Consider the following 20,276-nt stretch of genomic DNA (forward strand, 5'->3'; position numbering starts at 1 on the left):
GACAATTAGTCACGCCGTAAATTTAATAAAAACGAATTTCCTATTTAAGAGGTTTTCCCCACTTTTTAAAAACTTGTTAGGCAAGTACGAATGAAGATAAAGTCCCTAACATTTATTGGAAATTCAATAAAGAGAAAGGTTTTTTCATGAAAATTGGTATTGATAAAATAGGATTTGCAACAGCGCAATACGTGCTGAATATGGACGACTTGGCCGAGAGCCGCAATGTTGATCCAGATAAATACAGCAAAGGTCTCCTATTAAATAATCTAAGTATCACGCCAGTCAATGACGATATTGTGACACTTGGTGCTTCTGCAGCAGAAAGTATTCTAAGCGAGGAAGATAAAAATACTATTGATATGATTATTGTGGCAACAGAATCATCTGTTGACCAAAGTAAAGCTGCTTCTACTTATATTCACAGTCTCTTGGGCATCCAACCTTTTGCTCGTAGCATTGAAATGAAAGAAGCTTGTTATGGTGCAACAGCAGCGCTTGATTATGCTCGTTTGCACGTTCAAAAACACCCAAAATCAAAAGTTTTAGTTATCGCTTCAGACGTTGCTCGCTATGGTGTTAACACCCCTGGTGAACCTACTCAAGGTGCTGGTAGTGTTGCTATGTTGATTTCAAAAGACCCACGAATCTTGCTCCTTAATGACAACTCAGTTGCTCAAACGCGCGATATTATGGATTTCTGGCGTCCAAACTATTCTACTACCCCTTACGTTAACGGTATTTACTCTACAAAACAATACCTTGACATGTTGAAAACAACTTGGGCAGAATTCCAAAAACGCTTCAACACTTCTCTTGCAGATTTCTCAGCCTTCTGCTTCCACCTTCCATTTCCTAAGTTAGCCCTTAAAGGCTTTAACAAAGTGATGGATAAGAATCTACCAGAAGACTTTAAAGAAAAACTCAAGGAAAACTTTGAAAGCACTATTCTCTACAGTAAAGAAGTTGGAAATATCTACACTGGTTCACTATACTTAGGTCTTCTTTCACTTCTTGAGAATTCTAAAAATCTTGTAGCTGGAGACCAAATTGCCCTCTTCAGCTATGGTAGCGGTGCTGTCGCAGAAATCTTCTCAGCAACTTTGGTTGATGGTTTTAAAGACATGCTACAAACTAACCGTTTAGAAACGCTTAAAAACCGCATTCGTCTTTCTGTTAAAGACTACGAAAAATTATTCTTTGAGGAAGCTGCTATCGATTCAGAAGGAAACGCCAATATTCCTGAATACAAAACAGGTGCATTTGCTCTCAAAGAAATTCATGAACATCAAAGAATCTATGGTAAAGTAAATGACAAATAAAGTGACTTGGGGAGGATTCTCCAAAAAAACGTTGGCTGAACGCCTTGAACATCTGGAAAAAAATGAACTCATTAGCGCGGAACGCTTAGAAAGCTTAAAAAACAATGAGCTTCTCTCACTAGAAACTGCTAATCAAATGGCCGAAAATGTCTTAGGAACTTTTTCACTTCCATTTTCACTAGCGCCAGATTTTCAAATCGATGATAAAACTTTCAATGTTCCAATGGTAACCGAAGAACCTTCTGTGGTTGCTGCTGCAAGCTTTGCAGCTAAAATCATCAAACGTTCTGGAGGTTTCAAAACTCAAGTTCACTCTCGTAAAATGATTGGGCAAGTTGCCCTTTACGACGTTCCAAATAAAAGTGCTGCTAAAAAAGCCATTGTTGAACACACAGAACAATTAATTAACCTAGCAAATGATGCGCACCCTTCTATCGTTAAACGTGGAGGTGGTGCACGCGAATTGAGCATCGATGAAAAAGATGACTTTTTGATTGTTTACCTAACGGTTGATACTCAAGAAGCTATGGGCGCTAACATGGTTAATACTATGATGGAAGCTTTGGTGCCAAGCTTAGAAGAGTTATCAGGCGGTAAAAGTTTGATGGCTATTTTGTCAAACTATGCAACAGAATCTCTTGTTACCGCTGACTGTCAAGTTGACCTTCGATACCTCAGCCGTAACAAAGAGGAAGCTCAAGAGTTAGCTAGAAAATTCCACTTAGCTAGCAAATTAGCCCAAGAGGATGTTTACCGTGCAAGCACGCACAACAAAGGTATTTTCAACGGTATTGATGCAGTCGTTATGGCAACTGGAAATGACTGGCGTGCTATCGAAGCTGGTGCTAACACTTACGCTTGTAAAGATGGCCAATACCGCGGTTTAGCAACTTGGACCTTTGACGAAGAAGCGCAAGTTCTCCGTGGCCAATTAACCCTTCCAATGCCAATCGCAACACGTGGTGGCTCAATCGGACTTAATCCAACAGTTAAAATTGCGCACGACCTTCTTGGTCACCCAGACGCTCGTCAATTAGCACGTATCATCGTTTCTGTTGGTTTAGCCCAAAACTTTGCTGCCATTAAAGCTTTGACTTCAACTGGCATTCAAGCTGGTCACATGAAATTACAAGCTAAATCACTTGCACTCCTTGCTGGTGCCAAAGATAAAGAAGTCTCTGAAGTGGTTAAAGCTTTACTAGAAGCTCCACATATGAATTTGGAAACTGCGCAGCACATCTTACTAAACTTGCGAAATTAAACAAAATAATTTAATAAGTGAGTCGTGTCTAATGGGCATGGCTCATTTTCTATTTTCAGGCTCATGAAAAAACTGTCCACTGGACCTAACTCGCTTTCTTATTTTTAGGCTCGTGAAAAAACTGTCCACTGAGCTTAACTCGCTTTTCAATTTCTAGGCTCGTGAAAAACCTATCCAGTGGATAGGTTTTTTCTTGACTTTAATTTTCGATAATTATATAATCTAGTTATTAATACTAGATAAAGAGGTAAATATAACTTTATGAAACCAAATTATCCAAAATGGTCTGAATTACCAGAGATTGATTTGTACTTAGATCAAGTACTTCTTTACGTTAATCAAGTTGGAAAAGCCAATCAACAGGATGAAAAAGGCTTAACAGCTTCTATGATAAATAATTATGTCAAACATGGTCACTTAGAAAAACCTGTTAAAAAGAAATACAATCGTAAGCAAGTGGCTAGATTGATTGTTATTACAGCATTGAAAAATGTTTTTTCTATCCAAGAAATCAGCCAAACTTTGGCACTCTTGACCGCTGAAGACCAGTCACAAAAACGCTACGATGATTTTGTTGCTTGTATGAATGGTGAAAAAATTGATGATTTACCACCTGTGGTTGTCTCAGCTTGCCAAACGTTAAAATTGTATTTTCAAACCCATGAATTGGTTCACAAATTAGAAGGAGATTCCCATGAAAGCTAGCATGACTTTAAAACTTAGTAAACGTCTTTCTTTTGGTGAAGAGGTTGCAAATAGTGTCACTCACGCTGTCGGTGCTGTTGCAATGCTGGTGCTCTTGCCAATTACAGCTATTTACAGTTATCACCACTATGGCATGCAGGCTGCTGTTGGGATGTCAATTTTTGACATTAGCTTGTTTTTGATGTTCATGTCATCAACAATCTACCATTCAATGCAATATGACTCACCACAAAAATTTGTTCTACGTATTATTGACCATAGCATGATTTATATTGCTATTGCTGGTTCTTACACGCCAGTTGCTCTTTCACTTGTTGGTGGCTGGTTAGGTTACTTAATCATTGTCTTGCAATGGGGAGCAACCATTTTTGGTATTCTTTACAAGATTTTTGCTAAAAAAATCAATGATAAATTCTCACTATTTCTTTATTTGCTAATGGGATGGTTGGTTGTCTTTATCATTCCAAGTATTATTAGTAAAACTGGGGTGGTCTTTTGGAGTTTGATGCTGGCTGGTGGTTTAGCTTACACAATTGGTGCGATTTTCTACGCTAGAAAACGTCCTTATGACCACATGATTTGGCATTTGTTCATCCTGCTTGCATCTATCTTACAATACATCGCAATCGTGTATTTCATGTTGTAATAAAAAAAGCACTGATTAAAATCAGTGTTTTTTTGTTGCTTCTTGTAATTTTCCATATAAAAGGTAATCGACATCTTTTAAATCTTCGATGGTTTTGCAATTAAGAGCGCACATGATAAGACGCAAATCATCTTTCCACCCGTTAATGATATCGATAACTTTGTTAACTGGGTATTTTTCAACCAATTCTAAGACCGTTCGTGAAAGGCCAACTGCTTTAGCACCAAGTACCAAACATTTGACCATATCAAGCGGATGACGAACACCGCCTGAAGCTAAGATTTCCACTTTATCAACCATTGATTGGGCATTCAAAAGACTTTGCACGGTTGTTTGGCCCCAATCATTTAGATAAGAGCGATTATCACCACGTTGATTTTCAATGTAGGCAAAACTTGTTCCACCACGGCCTGAAATATCAAAGGTTTTAATACCTAAGTCATAAGCCGTCTCAATGGTTTTTAAATCCATACCAAATCCGACTTCTTTTAAAATAACAGGAACTGGCATTTTTGTCGCATAATCAGCCAAATGCTTTTTCCAAGAACGAAATTCACGCTCACCTTCAGGCATCAAAAGCTCCTGCATCAAATTCACGTGAACTTGCAAGAAAATGGGTTGCATTTTCTCAATGGTTTTAAGGCCAAGTTCATATGGTTTGTCAATACCAATATTAGTTGCAAGAAGCAAATCTGGGTAATCTGCTTTACTTGGATAAGAATCATCACCTGGATTTTTCAGCGCAGCACTATATGACCCAGTTACCATGACTAAACCAGTCGCTTGTGCTACTTGAGCAAGCTTACGATTGACGGCTTTTGCTTTTTCTGAGCCACCTGTCATAGCATTGATGTAAAACGGAAAGTCAAAATCACGTCCCGCAAAATGCGTATGCAAATCAATCTCGCTCAAATCATAGTCAGGAAGTGAACGATGAATCAACTCCATATCATCAAAAGAGTTATACGGTGATTGATACTTTAGTGCATACTTGATATGCTCATCCTTACGGTTCATCATGCTAATTCCTCCATGTCTAGTAGCTCAATACCAACTTCTTGCCAACGCTTGATAAGTACTTGACTATCTTCACGATTAAATGATATTGCAATACCACAATCACCACCACCTGAACCTGATGATTTAGCAATCACATCTAGACCATCTTCGGCAGCTTTTAAGGCTAAAAGTTTGTCGTTGTAAATAGCTGAGCTTAAGCCTAGCAACAAATCACTCACATCTTGAAGTGTCTTTTTGACACTTTCTTTGTCACCAGTTTGCAGCGCTTGTTTACAAATTTGAACCTCTTTTTCAGTTGCTGCTAAAAATTCTTGTGAAATGGCAGATTTAACTAGATTAATCATGTCTTTTGAAATAGAAGGCTGCATCGTCCATCCGACCAAAAACTCACATGGCAAAGCTGGTGTGATAACTTCAATTTGATAACCCCAGTCATTATTAAGTACTTCTTGAATTGATTCCTTTTCAATCCATTTTGCTACTTGCTGGCGGTCAAATGAGGTAAAAGCAACCAAATCATCGTATGCAATACAAGCAATATCCCCCATCGAACCATTGTCACCAAGTTTTAAAAGTGTGTAAGACGCCAATTTAAAAAGAAGATCAGCTGACAAGTTCAACTCATAAAAAGCTGATAGAGCTTTTAGGGTTAAAACAGTAACTGACCCGCTTGAACCAATACCAAATTTCTTACCATCTCGCTCCATTTTTCCAGTGATTTCAAGAGAAAAGGCTGGCATTTCTTCAATAGACTTGCCAAGATAATCAGCTAAAGTCTGAACACTTGCTTGAATTAAAGCATAATTTTTATCTTCAGACATTGTAGCTGAGTAATCAAACATATCAGAAGAAAGCTTGATTGTAGAATTCTCTTTAACAACCGCTGTCATATGAATTGGGATATTTTTAATGATTGCAGTCTGCCCTGGTGTCAGCACAGCGTATTCCCCAGCAATATAGAGTTTTCCGCCTGTCTGAACTTTAGTCATTTTCATCTGGTAATTCCTTAGTACGTGAAACGATGACACGATAGTTTTCTTCAAAGCGTTTTGTTAAACGTTCCAAATCTTCTTCTAAACAAAGAACTTTGACATTTGGTCCAGCATCCATTGTGAAGTAACATTTTTCACCTTCAGCACGAAGTTGTTTGACAAAGTCCATTGCCTTATAACTTTCCTCTGTTAGGTAATTAAATGGTGGATTTGCATGTGTGTTTGTGTCATGCATTGCAAGTGCGTTGCGTTCAGTTAACTCACCAACACGTTCAAAGTCGTTATTTTTAAGATAACCTAGCATGTCTTTGTAATCTTGTTCAGATTGTTTGACCCAATCCGCAAAAGTTGTTGACGTTTCTACACAACGTTTCATACCTTCTCGGCTAGAAATTGGTTTCTTACTATCACTCAAGACAAGCATAATCATAGCAAGCTTGAGGTCTGTTTGAACAGGGTAAACTTCACCAGAATCTTTGTCCCAAGCAGCAAGTGGTCCAAAGAATGAACGCGATGAGGAACCTGAAGCAAATTTTGCTTTTTGAGCGAGTTCTGCTTGATTTAAACCAGTTTCAAAGAGTTCGTTACACGCTTTAACAAGGGCAGACAGACCGCTTGAACTTGATGAAAGTCCTGCAGCTGTTGGCATGTTGTTGCTTGTTTCAACCTTGACATATTCTGAACGCTGCCCACGGTATTGATCAATGATGGCAGAAATTTTAGCGTGTTCTTTATCATCTTGTAAAACACCATTGATGTAAAATTCATCGTGGCTGGCTGAATCTGGCAGAAAGGAAACACTTGTTGTGGTAAACATATTTTCCAGTGTCAATGAAATACTGCTGGTTGCTGGAATCATCTTAGCTGCGTCAGCTTTCCCCCAGTATTTGATAATAGCGATATTGGCATATGATTTTACCGTTACAATTTTTCGATCCACGTTTGAACCGCTCCTCCTTCTGTTAATGCTTTACTAATTTTTTCTGCTTGTGCTTTGGTCTGTGCAAGGGCGATAATACATCCTCCAAGACCTCCACCACTCATTTTGGCACCTAGAGCGCCGTTTTCTAAAGAAATCTGAACTAATTGGTCAGCTTTTTCAATGCTAACGCCAATTGCTTGTAAGTGACTGTGTGCTTTTGTCATCAAGGGACCAATTTCAGAAATAGACTTGTCTTGAATCGCTTTTTGAACCATTTCTGTCAAGTCTCCTAAAGCAGCCAAATGTGGCAAATTATTTTCTTCAGCTTGTGCAACTTTTTCAACTGCTTCACGCGTATTGCCATAAATACCCGTATCTGCGATAACAAGATAAGCATCCAAGTCTAGGTCAAGTGTGCTAAAACCAATATTTCGAATAAAGGTAATTGCCTTGTCACTCAAACATGTCTTAGCATCCAGACCACTTGGGTTTGAGTGGGCAATGATTTCTGCTTTATTTACCAAAATTTCAAGAGTATCCATGTCAATACTTTGCTCGAAATAATCAAACACGGCACGAATGGCTGCAATTGAAACAGCAGCTGATGAACCCATACCTCGTTTTTGGGGAATCTCTGAACGAATATCATAAGTGATTGAAACATCAGTATGATTTAGGTACTCTAGCGCTGCGTAAACAGCCGTTGATAATGTGTCATAATAATCAAAGTGAATCTTTTCATCAGCTGGATAGATACGGCATTCAACCTCAATTCCTTGAAGTGGAATAGCAATGGCAGGATAACCGTAAACAACTGAATGTTCACCCATCCAAATAATCTTACTATGCGCCTTTCCGACGCCAATTTTCTTAGTCATTTTCTTCTCTTACAATTTTTAGTTTACACTCCATTTTATCATTGTTCCGCAAAAAAAGCGACTCTTACTAAAAAATGTTATAGCATTCAAATAAATCACGAAAAAATCTGAGACAATCAATCTCAGATTTCTTAATTTTTACATTGTTGATTTTTTAATCAACTTCACCACTCTCTACGACCAAGTCATCTGCTTTTGCAGCATCACCGTAAACTGGAGCTAATGTCTTGTCATAGTCTTCGTGGAAGAAGTTTTCATCACCCAAAGATTTAATTTCATCATTAATCCAATCAAGAAGCTCAGTATTTCCTTTTTGAACTGCTGGAGCAATGGTATCTGTGTCACCCAAACTTGTAATGCCAACTTCGTAACCTTTATTTTCCAAAGCCCATGCTAAAACTTCTGTATTGTCAGTTGATAGCGCGTCACCTCGACCATCTAACAGTGCTTGATATGCTTCGCTGTACTGATCAAATTTTAAAAGATTTACTTTTGGATAATGTTTTTCAAAGTATGTTTCAGCTGTCGTTCCTTTGCCAACGATCAAAGTTTTTCCTTCTAAAGCATCAACGTCAGAAATTAATTGATTACTTGGCGATACGACACCTAACGCTACTTTCATGTATGGCAAAGCAAAATCAACTTGTTTTGCACGTTCATCAGTCACTGTAAAGTTGGCAAGAATAATATCTACTTTAGCTGATGTCAAATACTCAACACGACTTGCTGGGTCTACTGAAACATATTTTACTTTAACTCCCAAATCTTTTGCTAAACGGTTTGCAAAATAAACATCATATCCTTGGTATTTTCCTTTGTCATCAACATAACCAAACGGTTTTTTATCTGAGAAAACTCCAATTTTAATGGTACCGCTCTTCTTGATTGCATCAAGAGAGCGAGCTTTGGCTGTTGACGTAGCTGAAGATGAATTTTTAGTTGTTGAGGATTTTGAAGTTGAGCATCCTGCAGCAAAAACAATTAATAAAAGACTAACAATCGCTAAAAAACGTTTTACAATTTTCATATATAACTCCTTAAAATTTTATTACCTATTTAACCAACTGTAGAAAAATCAAAGACATTCAAGAAATCACGCGCACGTTGAGTTTTTGCTTGCCTGAAAAATAATCTCGCATCACTTTCTTCTACAATTTGTCCCTTTTCAAGAAAAATCACACGATTTGCTATCGCTTTTGCAAACTGTAGCTCATGCGTCACAATAATCATTGTCCTACCTTCATGTGCAAGTTCCCCAATCAACTCTAAAACTTCTCTAACCATTTCAGGGTCAAGTGACGCTGTAACTTCATCAAATAGAAGCACTTCAGGATGTAAAAGTAAACTTCTCACAATAGCAACCCTCTGCATCTGACCGCCAGATAACTCGTGAGGATAACTATTTTCTTTTCCTTCTAAACCAACTCGCTTAAGTAGTTTTAATGCCTCGCCCTTCACTTCCTCTACTGACCTTTTTTGAACCTTTACTGGTGCTAATAAAAGATTTTTTAGAACTGTTAAGTGTGGGAAAAGGTCGTAGGATTGAAATACCATGCCAATTTTTTGGCGAACAAGAGGAAGATTTTTAGACTCTTTTAAAATTTCCTTGCCTTCAAGTTCAACTCTTCCTGCTTGAATTGGTTCCAAACCATTGATACAACGAAGTAATGTTGATTTTCCACAACCTGACGGACCTAGAATGACTAAAACTTCACCCTCTTCAACGGAAAACGAAACTTGATTGAGAATCTTTTGCTCGCCATAAGATTTTTCAATATCTTTAAGTTCTAAAATTGTTGCCAAATGATTCACTCCTTCCAACGTTTTTCTAAATAAACTGAAAATCTCGAGATTGGAAAACAAACAGCAAAATACATCATAAAGATTAAGCCATAAATCCAAATTGCGGTGCTAGGTACCGTCAAACGATTAGCTTCAATAATCTCTTGACCAACTTTTACCACTTCGACAACACCAATCAAAACAATTAATGACGTTGTTTTAATCATTCGTGTCATTAGGTTAACCGCTTGGGGTAATAATTGTCGTAAAATTTGTGGCATAACAACGTAAATGAATAACTGTCGATTGTTTAATCCCAGAGCAAGACCACTTTCAATTTGGTGTTTTGGTAGTGATGTCAACGCTCCGCGAACAAGATCTCCCATCTCAGCTGTTCCCCACATTGAAAAGACAATAAGTGCTGCTACTTCACCAGATAAATTGAGATTAAAAGTTCTAGCTAAACCAAAATAAACAAGAAAGAGCAAGACTAATTGTGGCATGATTCGAATAAATTCTAGATAGATTTGTGAAATAAAGCGAATCACTCTAAAGCGTGAAATCATTATAAAACCAAACAAGAATCCTAAAACCACTGAAATAAGAATGGACACTAGGGAAATATTAATCGTAACTAACAGTCCTTTAAGGAGTCGCAAAAGATTATTTCCCTGAAACAGCACCTGGAGTCCTGAAACCTGCATGATGCAACCTCCTTTCTAGTACCCTTGCCAATAGTGAAATCGGTAAAAGAATAATCAAGTAAGCAACTACCAACATTAACAACGCCTCATCGGTCTCATAATACAGTCCAATCAAATCCTTAGCAATGTACATCAAATCAGCAAGTGCAACAATTGAAAAGACAGACGTCTCTTTGACAAGAAAGATGATATTAGCAACCAACGACGGAAGTGCAACTGCGATTGCTTGAGGAAGGATGACATAAAAAACATTCTGAAGATGTGATAATCCGATGCTCAAACCAACTTCATACTGTCTTTTGGACACTGCTTCCAACCCTGAACGAAATGACTCCGCCATGTAAGAACCACCTAAAAAGATTAGACCAACAATCGCACAAAGCTCCGATGGTAAAACCACTCCAACTTTAGGCAAGCCATAATAGAGAAAATAAAGCTGTATCAAAAGCGGCGTGTTACGAGACAATTCAATATAAATCTGGCAAATTTGACTTAAAATAGCTACATTGTAGTACTTAATCAAACTAATGAAAAAGCCTAAAATAATCGCTCCCAAGATGCCAAATAGAGCCAAACGAATCGTAAGCACCAAAGCTTGTTGATACAAGGGAATATTCTCATAAACAAAGCCCCAATCTAACATAATATCCCTCCAAACGTTATAAAGGTATTATAAAGAATTCTTCTAAAGTCGTGTACTCTAAATATTTTATGCTGTGACATAAGTATTTTTTATAGCACAACACTTAAAAAGAAGCTGAAATGTATCAGCCTCCTTTTGTTTAGGTAGTTAGTTCAGTTGATAAAACCAGTCATAACATAGCTTTTTACTTTTTCTTTTTCAATAATTTCATAAGAGCCATCTATATCACTGGGTCAATATTTAATTCTGGAATAATTCGTATCAAAAATTGTTTTGTGCGTTCTTCTTTTGGTCGTGTAAAGAATTCTTTCGGGTCACCTTCTTCAATGATATGACCACCCTCCATGAAGATAACATGGGTAGCAACATCACGCGCAAAGCTCATTTCATGCGTCACGACAACCATGGTTACTCCTTCTTTCGCCAATTCTTTCATGACATCAAGAACATCACCGATTAATTCAGGGTCAAGGGCTGATGTCGGCTCGTCAAACAAAATCACTTCTGGCTTAACAGCAATTGCACGCGCAATTCCGATACGTTGCTGCTGACCACCTGATAACTGACTTGGATAATAATCTCTTTTATCAAGAAGTCCTACTTTTTTTAGGGCATTTTCAGCAATAGGAATTGCCTTTTCCTTTGGAACTTTTCTGGCAATCACTAAGCCTTCTAAAATATTTTCAAGCGCTGTTTTATTAGCAAATAGATTATAATTTTGAAAAACAAAAGCAGTCTTTTTACGAATCTCTAGCACATCTTTGCGGTTGATTTTAGCTAAATCATAAGTCTTTCCATCCAGTTCTAATTCACCCGAATCAGCATGTTCTAGGTAATTTAATGATCTTAAAAAGGTTGTTTTTCCTGATCCCGATGGTCCCAAAATAACGACAACATCCCCTTTATTTACCGTCAAACTAATCCCATCTAAAACTTTCTTTTCTCCAAATGATTTTTCAATATTTTTTACTGTTAGCATAAATTTCTCCTCACATTATCCCACCAGTTGGCTTTGTTTTTCCAGTAATTTAAAGATGTACTGAATCACTCCACATATAACAATGTAGATAATGAAAATAACAAAATAAGATTCAAAATAATGATAACCATAAGCAGCCTCCACTTTCGCAATCGCTGTAATATCTTTCACTGTCATCACAAAAACAAGAGAGGTACCTTTGACAAGATTAATCACCAAATTACAGAGATTTGGCAATGCCTGACAAATGGCTTGGGGAAAGACAATTCTCAGATAAGCCTGCTTTGCCGTCAAACCGATCGCAAGAGCTGCCTCTAACTGCCCCTTATTAACCGTCAAAATTGCAGAGCGAATAATTTCTGAAAGACTCCCAGTTGTCATAAGTCCAAAGATAACATAGGCATAATAAATCGGATTTAACTCAAAAATATTGATGCCAAGAGCTTTTAAAAATTGGTTTAATAAACTAGGAAATAAACTATAAAAGAATAAAATTAATAAAATAGCTGGCGTAGAGCGGATAAAAGCAAGGTAAATCACTGAAAAAGTAGTTACACCTTTTACCTTATAGATACGACCAAGTGCCAAGAAAAGAGCTGGGAAAAAACTCAACAAAATGGAAACCACCATAATGCCTAGCGTCACTGGAATACCAGCAAGGGCTTTAACAAATGTTTCAACAATATAAGAAAAATCCATAATCTCCTCCTTAGCCCCCTTTTGTTTCCAATTGATTTTCGACAATATGAGTCACTACAGATAATATCAGTGCTAAAATCCAATAAATAACGGCAACTGCTGTGTAAGTTTCTAATGAATAATTGCCCATATTTCTAGAAATGATGAGGTTGCCTTCACCCATCAAATCCACCAAACCAATCGTATAGGCAAGGGCAATATCTTTTAATAAATTAATCACCGCACTAGTGATGTTAGGAAGGGCAATTCTAAAAGCTTGTGGCAAAAGAATACGCACAAAAGTCTGAGAATCTGTTAAACCAATACTAAGACCAGCTTCTAGTTGTCCTTTTGGCAAGGCTAAATACGAAGATTTAAAGACTTCTGAAATACTTGCCGCAAAGAGCAAAGTCATTGCTAAAATCACAAATATCGAACGTGACCAGCCATTTACATCAATCCCTAACCACCATTCTAAAAAACGAGGTAAACCATAAAAAACAAGGAAGATAAGAACAATTGGTGGTGTACATCTTAGTGTAAAGACATAGCCTCTAGCTAAAATGGAAAAGCCATGTTCGTCTGATAGTTGTGCATAAGCTAACAAGAAACCTAATAAACTTCCTAACAAAACAGTTAATGCCAAGACCCACAAGGTAAGAGGTAGAGCTGATAAAATATCTGGAATTACTCTTATTACACGAGACGGTTCATAAGAAACCATAGCTACCTCCTAATCTGTTACATAACTAAAGACATCTTCTCCAAAGTATTTTTCTGAAAGTTTAGCGATTGTGCCATCTTTTTGCAATTCCTTGATGGCTTTATCGTATTCTTTTGCAAATGCTTTATTAGTATCATTTTTATGAATCAATGGGTAAGTTTCAATTCCCTTATATGGGAACCATGTCAATTGGTCAGCGTATTGATGATAAGCACCGTCTTCTTTTTGGACGGCTTCTTCAAATGACAATTTAATTGAGAAGTAAGCATCGTAACGACCTTCAAGAACCCAAGCATATGCGTCAGCAACTGAGAAGCTTTCAGATTCTTTGAGTTCAATCGGGTGTTTAGCTTTTTTGTTGTATTCTTGAATAACATTATACTGTGCGTTTTGTGGTGAGATTGGAACTAATTTACCACCTGCTTTAGCAAAGGAATCAATATCTTTATATTTGTTTTCGTCAGCTTTTCGAACAGCAAAGCCAATCACACTAGCTCCGATAGCTTGGTCAGGAATAACAAATTTTTGGGCGCGTTCTTCAGTGTACCAAGCACCTTTGACTCCGATGTCGTACTTGCCAGATTCAAGTCCGATTAACAAATCTTCATCACTTGTCCCAGTGTATTCAAATTTATAATTTTTTAATTTATCATCTACGGCTTTTAAGACCGCAACTTCAAATCCATCACTTTCCCCTTTATCATTAACAAAGTCATAAGGAACATAGTTTTGCGTGTGAGCGACTTGTAAGGTCGTCACTTTATCAGAACTTGATTGTGAACTGTCTGCACTTGCTGATGTCTTACCTGTTAATTGACGTCCCACAACTGTCGCTGCCACAATCGCTAAAACAACTCCACCTGAAATAATCCATTTTTTCTTGCTCATATAACCCACTCCTTTTTTACCTAAAACTTTTCTTTCATTCCTAAAAACTCTTAAAATCAAACGGCTGCTTTGACAAGAACCTCATCAAGAACAGCTTCTTTCACCCAAGCAATACGTTCTGGCGCAATATCACTTGGAACTGTGCAATCAGCTCCGATGACCACACCTTGACGTCCAGTTTCATCAAGCAATTCTTTGACTCTTGCTTGAATAGCTTCTTTACTACCTTTATACAAAAGTCCCGACTCTGTATTGTTAAAACCACCGAGAACAGTTTTGCCACCAAATAGCTGACGCCCGTTTGCTAGACTAACACCTTCCAATTCAACCGCCCAGTTAATGACATCTGCTGGATAATCTGTATAGTAAGAAATATCATTGGTTGCTCCTTCATAACCGCAGATATGAAGAATATTTGTTCCACCTGCTGAAATAGCACGATGCAAAATGTGGAGTTCACTCGGTTTAATCACATGATCATATTCGTCATGACTCAAACGTGAATCCTGCAAATTCTGAACACTGAGATAAATGCCATCAACCCCAGCTTCTTCAATCAATCGTTTTGTCAAAACTCCGATATCAAAAGCAATCACATCCAAAACTTGTTTTGTCAATTCAGCATCTTCTTTGATGAAATCTTCAATAATGTGATCGCCACTTCCACCTTTACCAGCCAAATGCCATTTAAGATAAGTCGCTGGAGCAAAGATATTATAAAAAGAAGCAATGTCTTCAGGGAAATCCTCACGAATCTTTTTAGCCAGTTCAACTTGTTTGGTAATCCAAGGATGATTTTCGCCAATAGACTTAATCCCCTCAAGGTCTCTAATTGAGGTAATCCCTTCACGAATGAAATCATTTGGATAAGTGAAGAAACCATCGCTCATGATTTTTACAAAATCAGGATTGACGTCTGAAATAAATTTTTGGTGTCCTGCAATGTTTTTATTAAAGATAACAGGATTGAAACCATCGCTTCGTTCATCATCACTTGTGAAATGATACCAAAACCCGACTGGAACTTTGTCAACTGTTTCATTTTTAAATGCTTTTAAAACCCATTCTCTCTTTGTTGTCATTAGCGTAATCTCCTTTTCATTTGGTATGGCAATTATACTATCACGCTTTAGAAGTCTTGAAAAATCTATTTTATTTATGCTCAGCCATAAAAATGAGTTATGATACCAAAAAGTAAAAAAAGAAGGCTGAGAAACTTTTCTCAGCTTTCTTTTTACTCATAAGGTAAATGTGTCAAACTCTTTAGACTATTAATGCGAATAATGTCTTCCTTTCGAATTTGAGATGATTCTTTATTAGTTTGATAGGCTTTGAAGGAAGAAAATTTTAAAAAAATAAGAAGAGATATGACAAGAATAATTGTAACAGCAATTGAGCTATTTCTTAAGTACTTTTCTGTTAAGAGCATTGACACGTCACCTCCGAGTAGCTTTCTAAGCTTATTATAACAGCTTATGCTACTTTAGAAAAATCTATTCTTTTTATCACTAGCCATAAAATCAAGTAATGATTAAGGTCATTTATCACCCGCTATAGGATTTTTTTATCAAGGCTTTAGATATTCTTATCAGAATTTTGCTGATTTTTTAATCTTTTTCATCTATAATAAGTAACAATTATTACAAGAAGGGATGATGTTTTATGAATTTCCAACAATGTCGTTATGTCGAAGTCGTTGCTCGTGTAGGCTCATTTAGCCAAGCTGCTAAGGAATTATACATGACTCAGCCCAACTTGTCTTGCTCCATCAAAGATTTAGAAAATGAATTAGGTGTTCAACTCTTCACGCGCTCCAATACAGGGGCTCGCTTAACCGAAGACGGTCATGATTTTTTGAAATATGCTAAGCGCATTATCGGCGAATTGGATTTGTTGCAGCAACGCTATCATGATGAATTCAAAAAAAGTTTTACAGTTGCCTCACACCACTATGATTTTCTCTCAATTCCTCTTGCCAAAGTGGCGCAAGAATTCAAGCAGGATTATCAGGAATTTCAAACCATTGAAACGACCACTAAAAAAATCTTGGACAGTGTCGCTTCTTTTGAAGCTGATCTTGGGATTATTTACCTAGATGATGAGAATGAACACATTTTAACATCAGCTTTGCAATATCATGATTTGGAATTTACCTCGCTTGGCGAATTTCCAACGCGTGTCTTTTTACGCCGTGACCATCCATTGGCTCACAAATCTGTCATTTCAGAAACAGACTTAAAAGGCTATAATCAAATACGCTTTCGTCAAGAACAGTCTGGACTGAATTTTGATGAAGATGCTCTTGATATTCATGATCAACAACGCATTCTCTACAGCAATGACCGTGGAACTGTCATGAATTTACTCTGTGCAACAGACGCTTACGCTTCAGGTCTTGGCATTGTTAATAGTTTTGTCAAAGACCAGATTGTTCTCATACCTTTGCAAAATAGTCCTAAACACACACTAGGTTATGTGACCAATCGTAAGAAAAAACTCTCTGATATCGGAGCAAGTTTTATCAATGAAATCAAACTCAGCTTAGAAGAATTCTCAGACAAGAGTCAACTTTTCTAGTTCAAGTCTTATCTTTTAAGCTTGTAAGACTTTTATGCTAGAATAAAGAAAAAAGGAGGACGCTTATGGAATTTAAAACCTTAAACAACGGTGTTCAAATCCCCAAACTCGGCTTTGGTGTTTGGCAAATGTTTGACCAAGATGAATGCCAAAAAGCCGTGGAAAACGCTCTTGAAGTGGGCTATCGCCTGATTGACACAGCTGCGCTTTATCGTAATGAAGAGGCTGTCGGCAATGCCATTAAAGCTTCAGGTACCAAACGAGAAGAGATTTTCATCACTACAAAAGCTTGGATTAATCAGCTTGGCTATGACGAAACCAAAAAAGCTTTTGAAGAAAGTCTTAAAAAACTTGGTACTGATTACCTTGACCTCTATCTCATTCACCAACCATACGGTGATACTTATGGCGCTTGGCGTGCTATGACTGACCTTTATAAAGAAGGTCGCATTCGAGCAATCGGTGTTTCCAATTTCTCAACTGGACGCATCGCTGATTTTGCCTTAAATACTGAAATTGTTCCAGCCCTCAACCAGATTGAACTTCATCCTTACAAACAACAAAACTTACTTCGCAAGGCTAATGCAGAATTTGGTATAGCAACACAAGCTTGGAGTCCATTTAACCAAGGAAAGGATGATATCTTCAAGGATGTTACCTTAAATAGCATTGCTGAAAAATATGGTAAAACCGTTGCTCAAGTCATTCTTCGCTGGCAAATTCAAAATGATATTTTGACCATTCCAAAATCTGTTCACCTAGATCGTATCAGACAAAACTTTAACGTATTTGATTTTGAACTCAGCCAAAATGACCTTGATACCATCGCAAAACTCGACCGTTTCCCAAACAACTATGGACCAAATGAAAGCATCGAACAAGTCAAACGCTTATCTGGTTATAAAGCATAAAATTAAGGCAGCAAGATTTGCTGCCTTTTTGTTTGTCATTATTTACAAACTAACCACAAATGTGATGGTATCGTCTTTATAATTTACAGAGATATTGCCCTTGAAAAGTTTGACCATGGTTTGTGCCATTGATAAACCAATGCCATAACCCGAAGTCTTGTTGTTATGCGATTCATCTTCTCGGTAAAAACGCTCAAAGAATTTCGTATAATCAACGTCTTTTCCTTTGGTGTAGGTATTAGAAATTTCAAGTTTAGCTTTTGACAATCTGTTCTTGCTAAGAGTCACCGAAACCTTGCCAGCTGGATCACAATATTTATTGGCATTATCAACCAAAAGTGTGACAAGTTCAAACAACGATTTTTCTTCAGCCTTAACATGAATATTTGGCTGAATATCCATAACGAATTCTTTGCCATCCTTGATAACTGGCCCTTTAAAGTCTTCGGCAGCATCTCTAGCAATATCTGAAAAATTCACATTAGTAAGGACCAACTCAGGCTGTTCTTCCAAGCGTGCCATGGCAACTAAGCTATTAATCAAACCAGTCATTCGTTCCACTTGATCATTAGTGCTTTTAGTCCACTCTGACTCACCATTCATCAACTCAACCAGTTCATTGTTAGCTGAAATGATAGCAAGAGGCGTCTTCAACTCATGCCCTGCATTGGTGATAAAACGACGTTGCCGCTCATAATTGCGAATAAATGGCTTAATCACCTTACCAGACACAATTGAAATCACTAAGACAAAGAAAATAAAACTAATCCCTGACATCCAAATCGACAAATGAACCAAAGCCATATTATCTCTAAATTGATTAGTCGAATCTAGTACCACGATTAAATCGCTACGACGACTAGTCTCAGCTACCATGTAAGAATAAGTGTGGTGGTGGTAAGAAAAATCTCCTCTCGTATCCTTAGAATGATTGATTCTTTCCAAAAATTCTTTGACTTCTTGGTCCGTCAAATCAGAAATATTACTAGAATTTAAGGAGATGATATTGCCGTCGTGGTCCATTTTAGCACTAAAATAACGGTATTGAAAAAGAGTGTCTACTGATACAGTGTCACCAAGCTCACTTGTTGTCTTTGAAATGCTAGGAAAACTTCCACCATTATCAGAAAGGAGAGTCAAGATTTTATTAATCTCATCAACAGTTTGAACATGACGAGCTGAATTCAAAACCCCAACAACAGAAAACAGCACAATTAGAATCGCTAAAGAGGCAATAGCAATAAAACGTAGACGAAGTTTACGAAACATAGCGCCACCTATAATTCTTTCAATTCATAATCACCCATGTCTTCTCCTTCAATCACAAGATTGGCTCCAACAGATTGAAGTTTTTGGCGAAGATAGGAAACGTAAATAAAAACATAACCTTCATCAATATCAGGATCGTCTTTATCATTTGCCCAGACGTGATTGAAAAGCTGCTCCGTTGAGAGTTTCTTGCCAGGATTTAACATAAAAAACTCAAGCATCTTAGCTTCTTTTCCTGCTAAGCGAATGGTATTTTGACTAGCTAGTTCTTGCTCACCAACATTTAGAGTAACACTTCCCAGTTTTAAAATATTCGATGTAAAGTTGGTATCCACTCGACGTGACATCGAGCGAAGGCGCGCAAGCAATTCTTTTAGCGAAAATGGTTTAGTAAGATAATCATCCGCTCCTGCATCAAGCCCTGTCACACGGTCATCAATTTCAGCCATGGCTGTTAGCATGATGATGTGAGCTTGGTTACCTGTTTGACGGATTTCTTGTACAGCTTGAATCCCTGTTTTTCTTGGCATCATAATGTCCATGACCATAACATCATAGGCATTTTCTTTAGCTTTATCAACAGCTGCTTGTCCATCAAAAACCGAATCAACCTCATACCCTTCATGTGTAAGAGCGGTTGTCAACACACGGTTCATCTGAACTTCGTCTTCTGCTATAAGTACTTTCATAATTAATCGTCTCCTTCAACCTGAGAACTTTCCTGAATCAAATTGCGAATGGTTTGCATGCTCAAATCACAAGAAGCCAATTCATCAGCGCAGCGTTTCAGCTCACGCACGATACGCTTAGGGTCTTTGATGTCGTGCTTGTATTTCATCTGATGTTCCAAACTCGCCCAGGAGTCCATAGCAATAGTACGAAGCTGAACCTCGATAAAGTATGAGCCCTGCTCATTTCCAAGACAATCAGGATAAGGGGTCTCAACCTCTACAATCATGTGATAAGAACGATAACCATTTGGTTTGGCATTTTTGATATAGTCTTTTTCAACGACAATCCTGCAATCTTCAAAAGATTGAATCACATCTACCAAACGGTAAATATCATCAACAAAGCCACAAACAATACGTAAACCGATACTGTCACGAATTTGTCGTAGAGCTGACTCCGTTGAGACTTCAAAACCTTTTCGTTGACATTTTTCAACCATGCTTTCTTGTGTCTTAATTCGCGATATAAAATGCTCAAATAACTTATAACCTGTCTCTTTCTTGGTCAGGTCATTTTTTTCTTGAATACGCTGGCTAAAGTCTTCTAAAATCAAAGGAAGATAAACAGCGTATTTCCCATAGATAGATTCTGTCATAATTTTTCCTAACTAAATGTTACTGTCATTATAGCAAATTATCTTAAA

The 20,276-nt window shown here is 37.5% G+C and carries 22 protein-coding genes; 6 read left to right on the plus strand and 16 right to left on the minus strand.

Annotated features, from left to right (window positions below; all coding sequences use genetic code 11):
• The first annotated feature begins 146 nt into the window (after window positions 1–146).
• The 4 genes from E0E02_RS04045 to E0E02_RS04060 all read left to right on the plus strand — a co-directional run bounded on the left by E0E02_RS04045 (window position 147) and on the right by E0E02_RS04060 (window position 3,934).
• Window positions 147–1,322 carry a hydroxymethylglutaryl-CoA synthase gene (locus tag E0E02_RS04045; RefSeq protein ID WP_133017914.1) on the plus strand — a complete coding sequence of 392 codons (1,176 nt, stop codon included), beginning with the start codon at window positions 147–149 and terminating at the stop codon, window positions 1,320–1,322.
• Window positions 1,312–2,583: a hydroxymethylglutaryl-CoA reductase, degradative gene (locus E0E02_RS04050; protein ID WP_133017915.1), complete on the plus strand. Its 1,272-nt coding sequence runs from the start codon at window positions 1,312–1,314 to the stop codon at window positions 2,581–2,583. The genes E0E02_RS04045 and E0E02_RS04050 overlap by 11 nt, the downstream gene beginning before the upstream one ends.
• Before the next feature lie 261 nt (window positions 2,584–2,844).
• Window positions 2,845–3,288 carry a DUF1836 domain-containing protein gene (locus tag E0E02_RS04055; RefSeq protein ID WP_133017916.1) on the plus strand — a complete coding sequence of 148 codons (444 nt, stop codon included), beginning with the start codon at window positions 2,845–2,847 and terminating at the stop codon, window positions 3,286–3,288.
• A complete protein-coding gene (locus E0E02_RS04060; protein WP_039696776.1) occupies window positions 3,278–3,934 on the plus strand; it encodes a hemolysin III family protein in 657 nt (218 codons plus the stop codon). The genes E0E02_RS04055 and E0E02_RS04060 overlap by 11 nt, the downstream gene beginning before the upstream one ends.
• A gap of 21 nt (window positions 3,935–3,955) precedes the next feature.
• Here the strand turns inward: E0E02_RS04060 and fni are convergent, their stop codons facing one another.
• From fni to E0E02_RS04125, 13 genes are all read right to left on the minus strand, one after another.
• Window positions 3,956–4,954, minus strand: coding sequence for a type 2 isopentenyl-diphosphate Delta-isomerase (gene fni, locus E0E02_RS04065; protein ID WP_074867798.1), 999 nt, complete (start codon window positions 4,952–4,954; stop codon window positions 3,956–3,958).
• The gene (locus E0E02_RS04070; protein WP_133017917.1) at window positions 4,951–5,949 is read right to left on the minus strand and encodes a phosphomevalonate kinase; all 999 of its coding nucleotides are present in this window, start codon (window positions 5,947–5,949) and stop codon (window positions 4,951–4,953) included. The genes fni and E0E02_RS04070 overlap by 4 nt, the downstream gene beginning before the upstream one ends.
• A complete protein-coding gene (gene mvaD / locus E0E02_RS04075; RefSeq protein WP_133017918.1) occupies window positions 5,936–6,886 on the minus strand; it encodes a diphosphomevalonate decarboxylase in 951 nt (316 codons plus the stop codon). Before mvaD ends, E0E02_RS04070 begins: the two co-directional genes overlap by 14 nt.
• Window positions 6,868–7,746: a mevalonate kinase gene (mvk, locus tag E0E02_RS04080; protein WP_133017919.1), complete on the minus strand. Its 879-nt coding sequence runs from the start codon at window positions 7,744–7,746 to the stop codon at window positions 6,868–6,870. The genes mvaD and mvk overlap by 19 nt, the downstream gene beginning before the upstream one ends.
• A gap of 154 nt (window positions 7,747–7,900) precedes the next feature.
• On the minus strand, window positions 7,901–8,773 hold the full coding sequence (locus tag E0E02_RS04085; protein ID WP_039690569.1) for a cysteine ABC transporter substrate-binding protein: 873 nt from the start codon (window positions 8,771–8,773) through the stop codon (window positions 7,901–7,903).
• A 29-nt stretch (window positions 8,774–8,802) separates the two neighbouring features.
• Window positions 8,803–9,549, minus strand: coding sequence for an amino acid ABC transporter ATP-binding protein (locus E0E02_RS04090; RefSeq protein WP_165937134.1), 747 nt, complete (start codon window positions 9,547–9,549; stop codon window positions 8,803–8,805).
• A gap of 5 nt (window positions 9,550–9,554) precedes the next feature.
• The gene (locus E0E02_RS04095) at window positions 9,555–10,232 is read right to left on the minus strand and encodes an amino acid ABC transporter permease (protein WP_133017921.1); all 678 of its coding nucleotides are present in this window, start codon (window positions 10,230–10,232) and stop codon (window positions 9,555–9,557) included.
• Window positions 10,192–10,875 carry an amino acid ABC transporter permease gene (locus E0E02_RS04100; protein ID WP_039696770.1) on the minus strand — a complete coding sequence of 228 codons (684 nt, stop codon included), beginning with the start codon at window positions 10,873–10,875 and terminating at the stop codon, window positions 10,192–10,194. Before E0E02_RS04100 ends, E0E02_RS04095 begins: the two co-directional genes overlap by 41 nt.
• 220 nt (window positions 10,876–11,095) lie before the next feature.
• Window positions 11,096–11,854 carry an amino acid ABC transporter ATP-binding protein gene (locus E0E02_RS04105; protein WP_133017922.1) on the minus strand — a complete coding sequence of 253 codons (759 nt, stop codon included), beginning with the start codon at window positions 11,852–11,854 and terminating at the stop codon, window positions 11,096–11,098.
• 15 nt (window positions 11,855–11,869) lie between these two features.
• Window positions 11,870–12,553, minus strand: coding sequence for an ABC transporter permease subunit (locus E0E02_RS04110; protein WP_133017923.1), 684 nt, complete (start codon window positions 12,551–12,553; stop codon window positions 11,870–11,872).
• A 10-nt stretch (window positions 12,554–12,563) separates the two neighbouring features.
• Window positions 12,564–13,256, minus strand: a complete 693-nt coding sequence (locus tag E0E02_RS04115) for an amino acid ABC transporter permease (protein ID WP_133017924.1) — start codon at window positions 13,254–13,256, stop codon at window positions 12,564–12,566.
• 9 nt (window positions 13,257–13,265) lie between these two features.
• The gene (locus E0E02_RS04120) at window positions 13,266–14,144 is read right to left on the minus strand and encodes a transporter substrate-binding domain-containing protein (protein WP_074563868.1); all 879 of its coding nucleotides are present in this window, start codon (window positions 14,142–14,144) and stop codon (window positions 13,266–13,268) included.
• A 56-nt stretch (window positions 14,145–14,200) separates the two neighbouring features.
• Window positions 14,201–15,226, minus strand: coding sequence for a uroporphyrinogen decarboxylase family protein (locus E0E02_RS04125; protein WP_133017925.1), 1,026 nt, complete (start codon window positions 15,224–15,226; stop codon window positions 14,201–14,203).
• 580 nt (window positions 15,227–15,806) lie between these two features.
• Between E0E02_RS04125 and E0E02_RS04135 the strand changes: the two genes are divergently transcribed.
• Both E0E02_RS04135 and E0E02_RS04140 read left to right on the plus strand, forming a co-directional pair.
• Window positions 15,807–16,721: a LysR family transcriptional regulator gene (locus E0E02_RS04135; protein ID WP_074602145.1), complete on the plus strand. Its 915-nt coding sequence runs from the start codon at window positions 15,807–15,809 to the stop codon at window positions 16,719–16,721.
• Window positions 16,722–16,786: 65 nt separating this feature from the next.
• Window positions 16,787–17,632 carry an aldo/keto reductase gene (locus tag E0E02_RS04140; protein ID WP_133017927.1) on the plus strand — a complete coding sequence of 282 codons (846 nt, stop codon included), beginning with the start codon at window positions 16,787–16,789 and terminating at the stop codon, window positions 17,630–17,632.
• 42 nt (window positions 17,633–17,674) lie between these two features.
• Here the strand turns inward: E0E02_RS04140 and E0E02_RS04145 are convergent, their stop codons facing one another.
• The 3 genes from E0E02_RS04145 to E0E02_RS04155 are packed head-to-tail and all read right to left on the minus strand — an operon-like array spanning window position 17,675 to window position 20,228.
• Window positions 17,675–18,901, minus strand: coding sequence for a HAMP domain-containing sensor histidine kinase (locus E0E02_RS04145; protein WP_093814667.1), 1,227 nt, complete (start codon window positions 18,899–18,901; stop codon window positions 17,675–17,677).
• Window positions 18,902–18,909: 8 nt separating this feature from the next.
• Entirely contained in the window at window positions 18,910–19,590 is a 681-nt protein-coding gene (locus tag E0E02_RS04150; RefSeq protein ID WP_074602153.1) for a response regulator transcription factor, read from the minus strand.
• Window positions 19,591–19,592: 2 nt separating this feature from the next.
• Window positions 19,593–20,228 carry a GTP pyrophosphokinase family protein gene (locus E0E02_RS04155; protein WP_133017928.1) on the minus strand — a complete coding sequence of 212 codons (636 nt, stop codon included), beginning with the start codon at window positions 20,226–20,228 and terminating at the stop codon, window positions 19,593–19,595.
• Between the last annotated feature and the right edge of the window lie 48 nt (window positions 20,229–20,276).

Source organism: Streptococcus sp. KCJ4932 (genome assembly GCF_004352745.1).
GTDB lineage: Bacteria > Bacillota > Bacilli > Lactobacillales > Streptococcaceae > Streptococcus > Streptococcus ruminicola.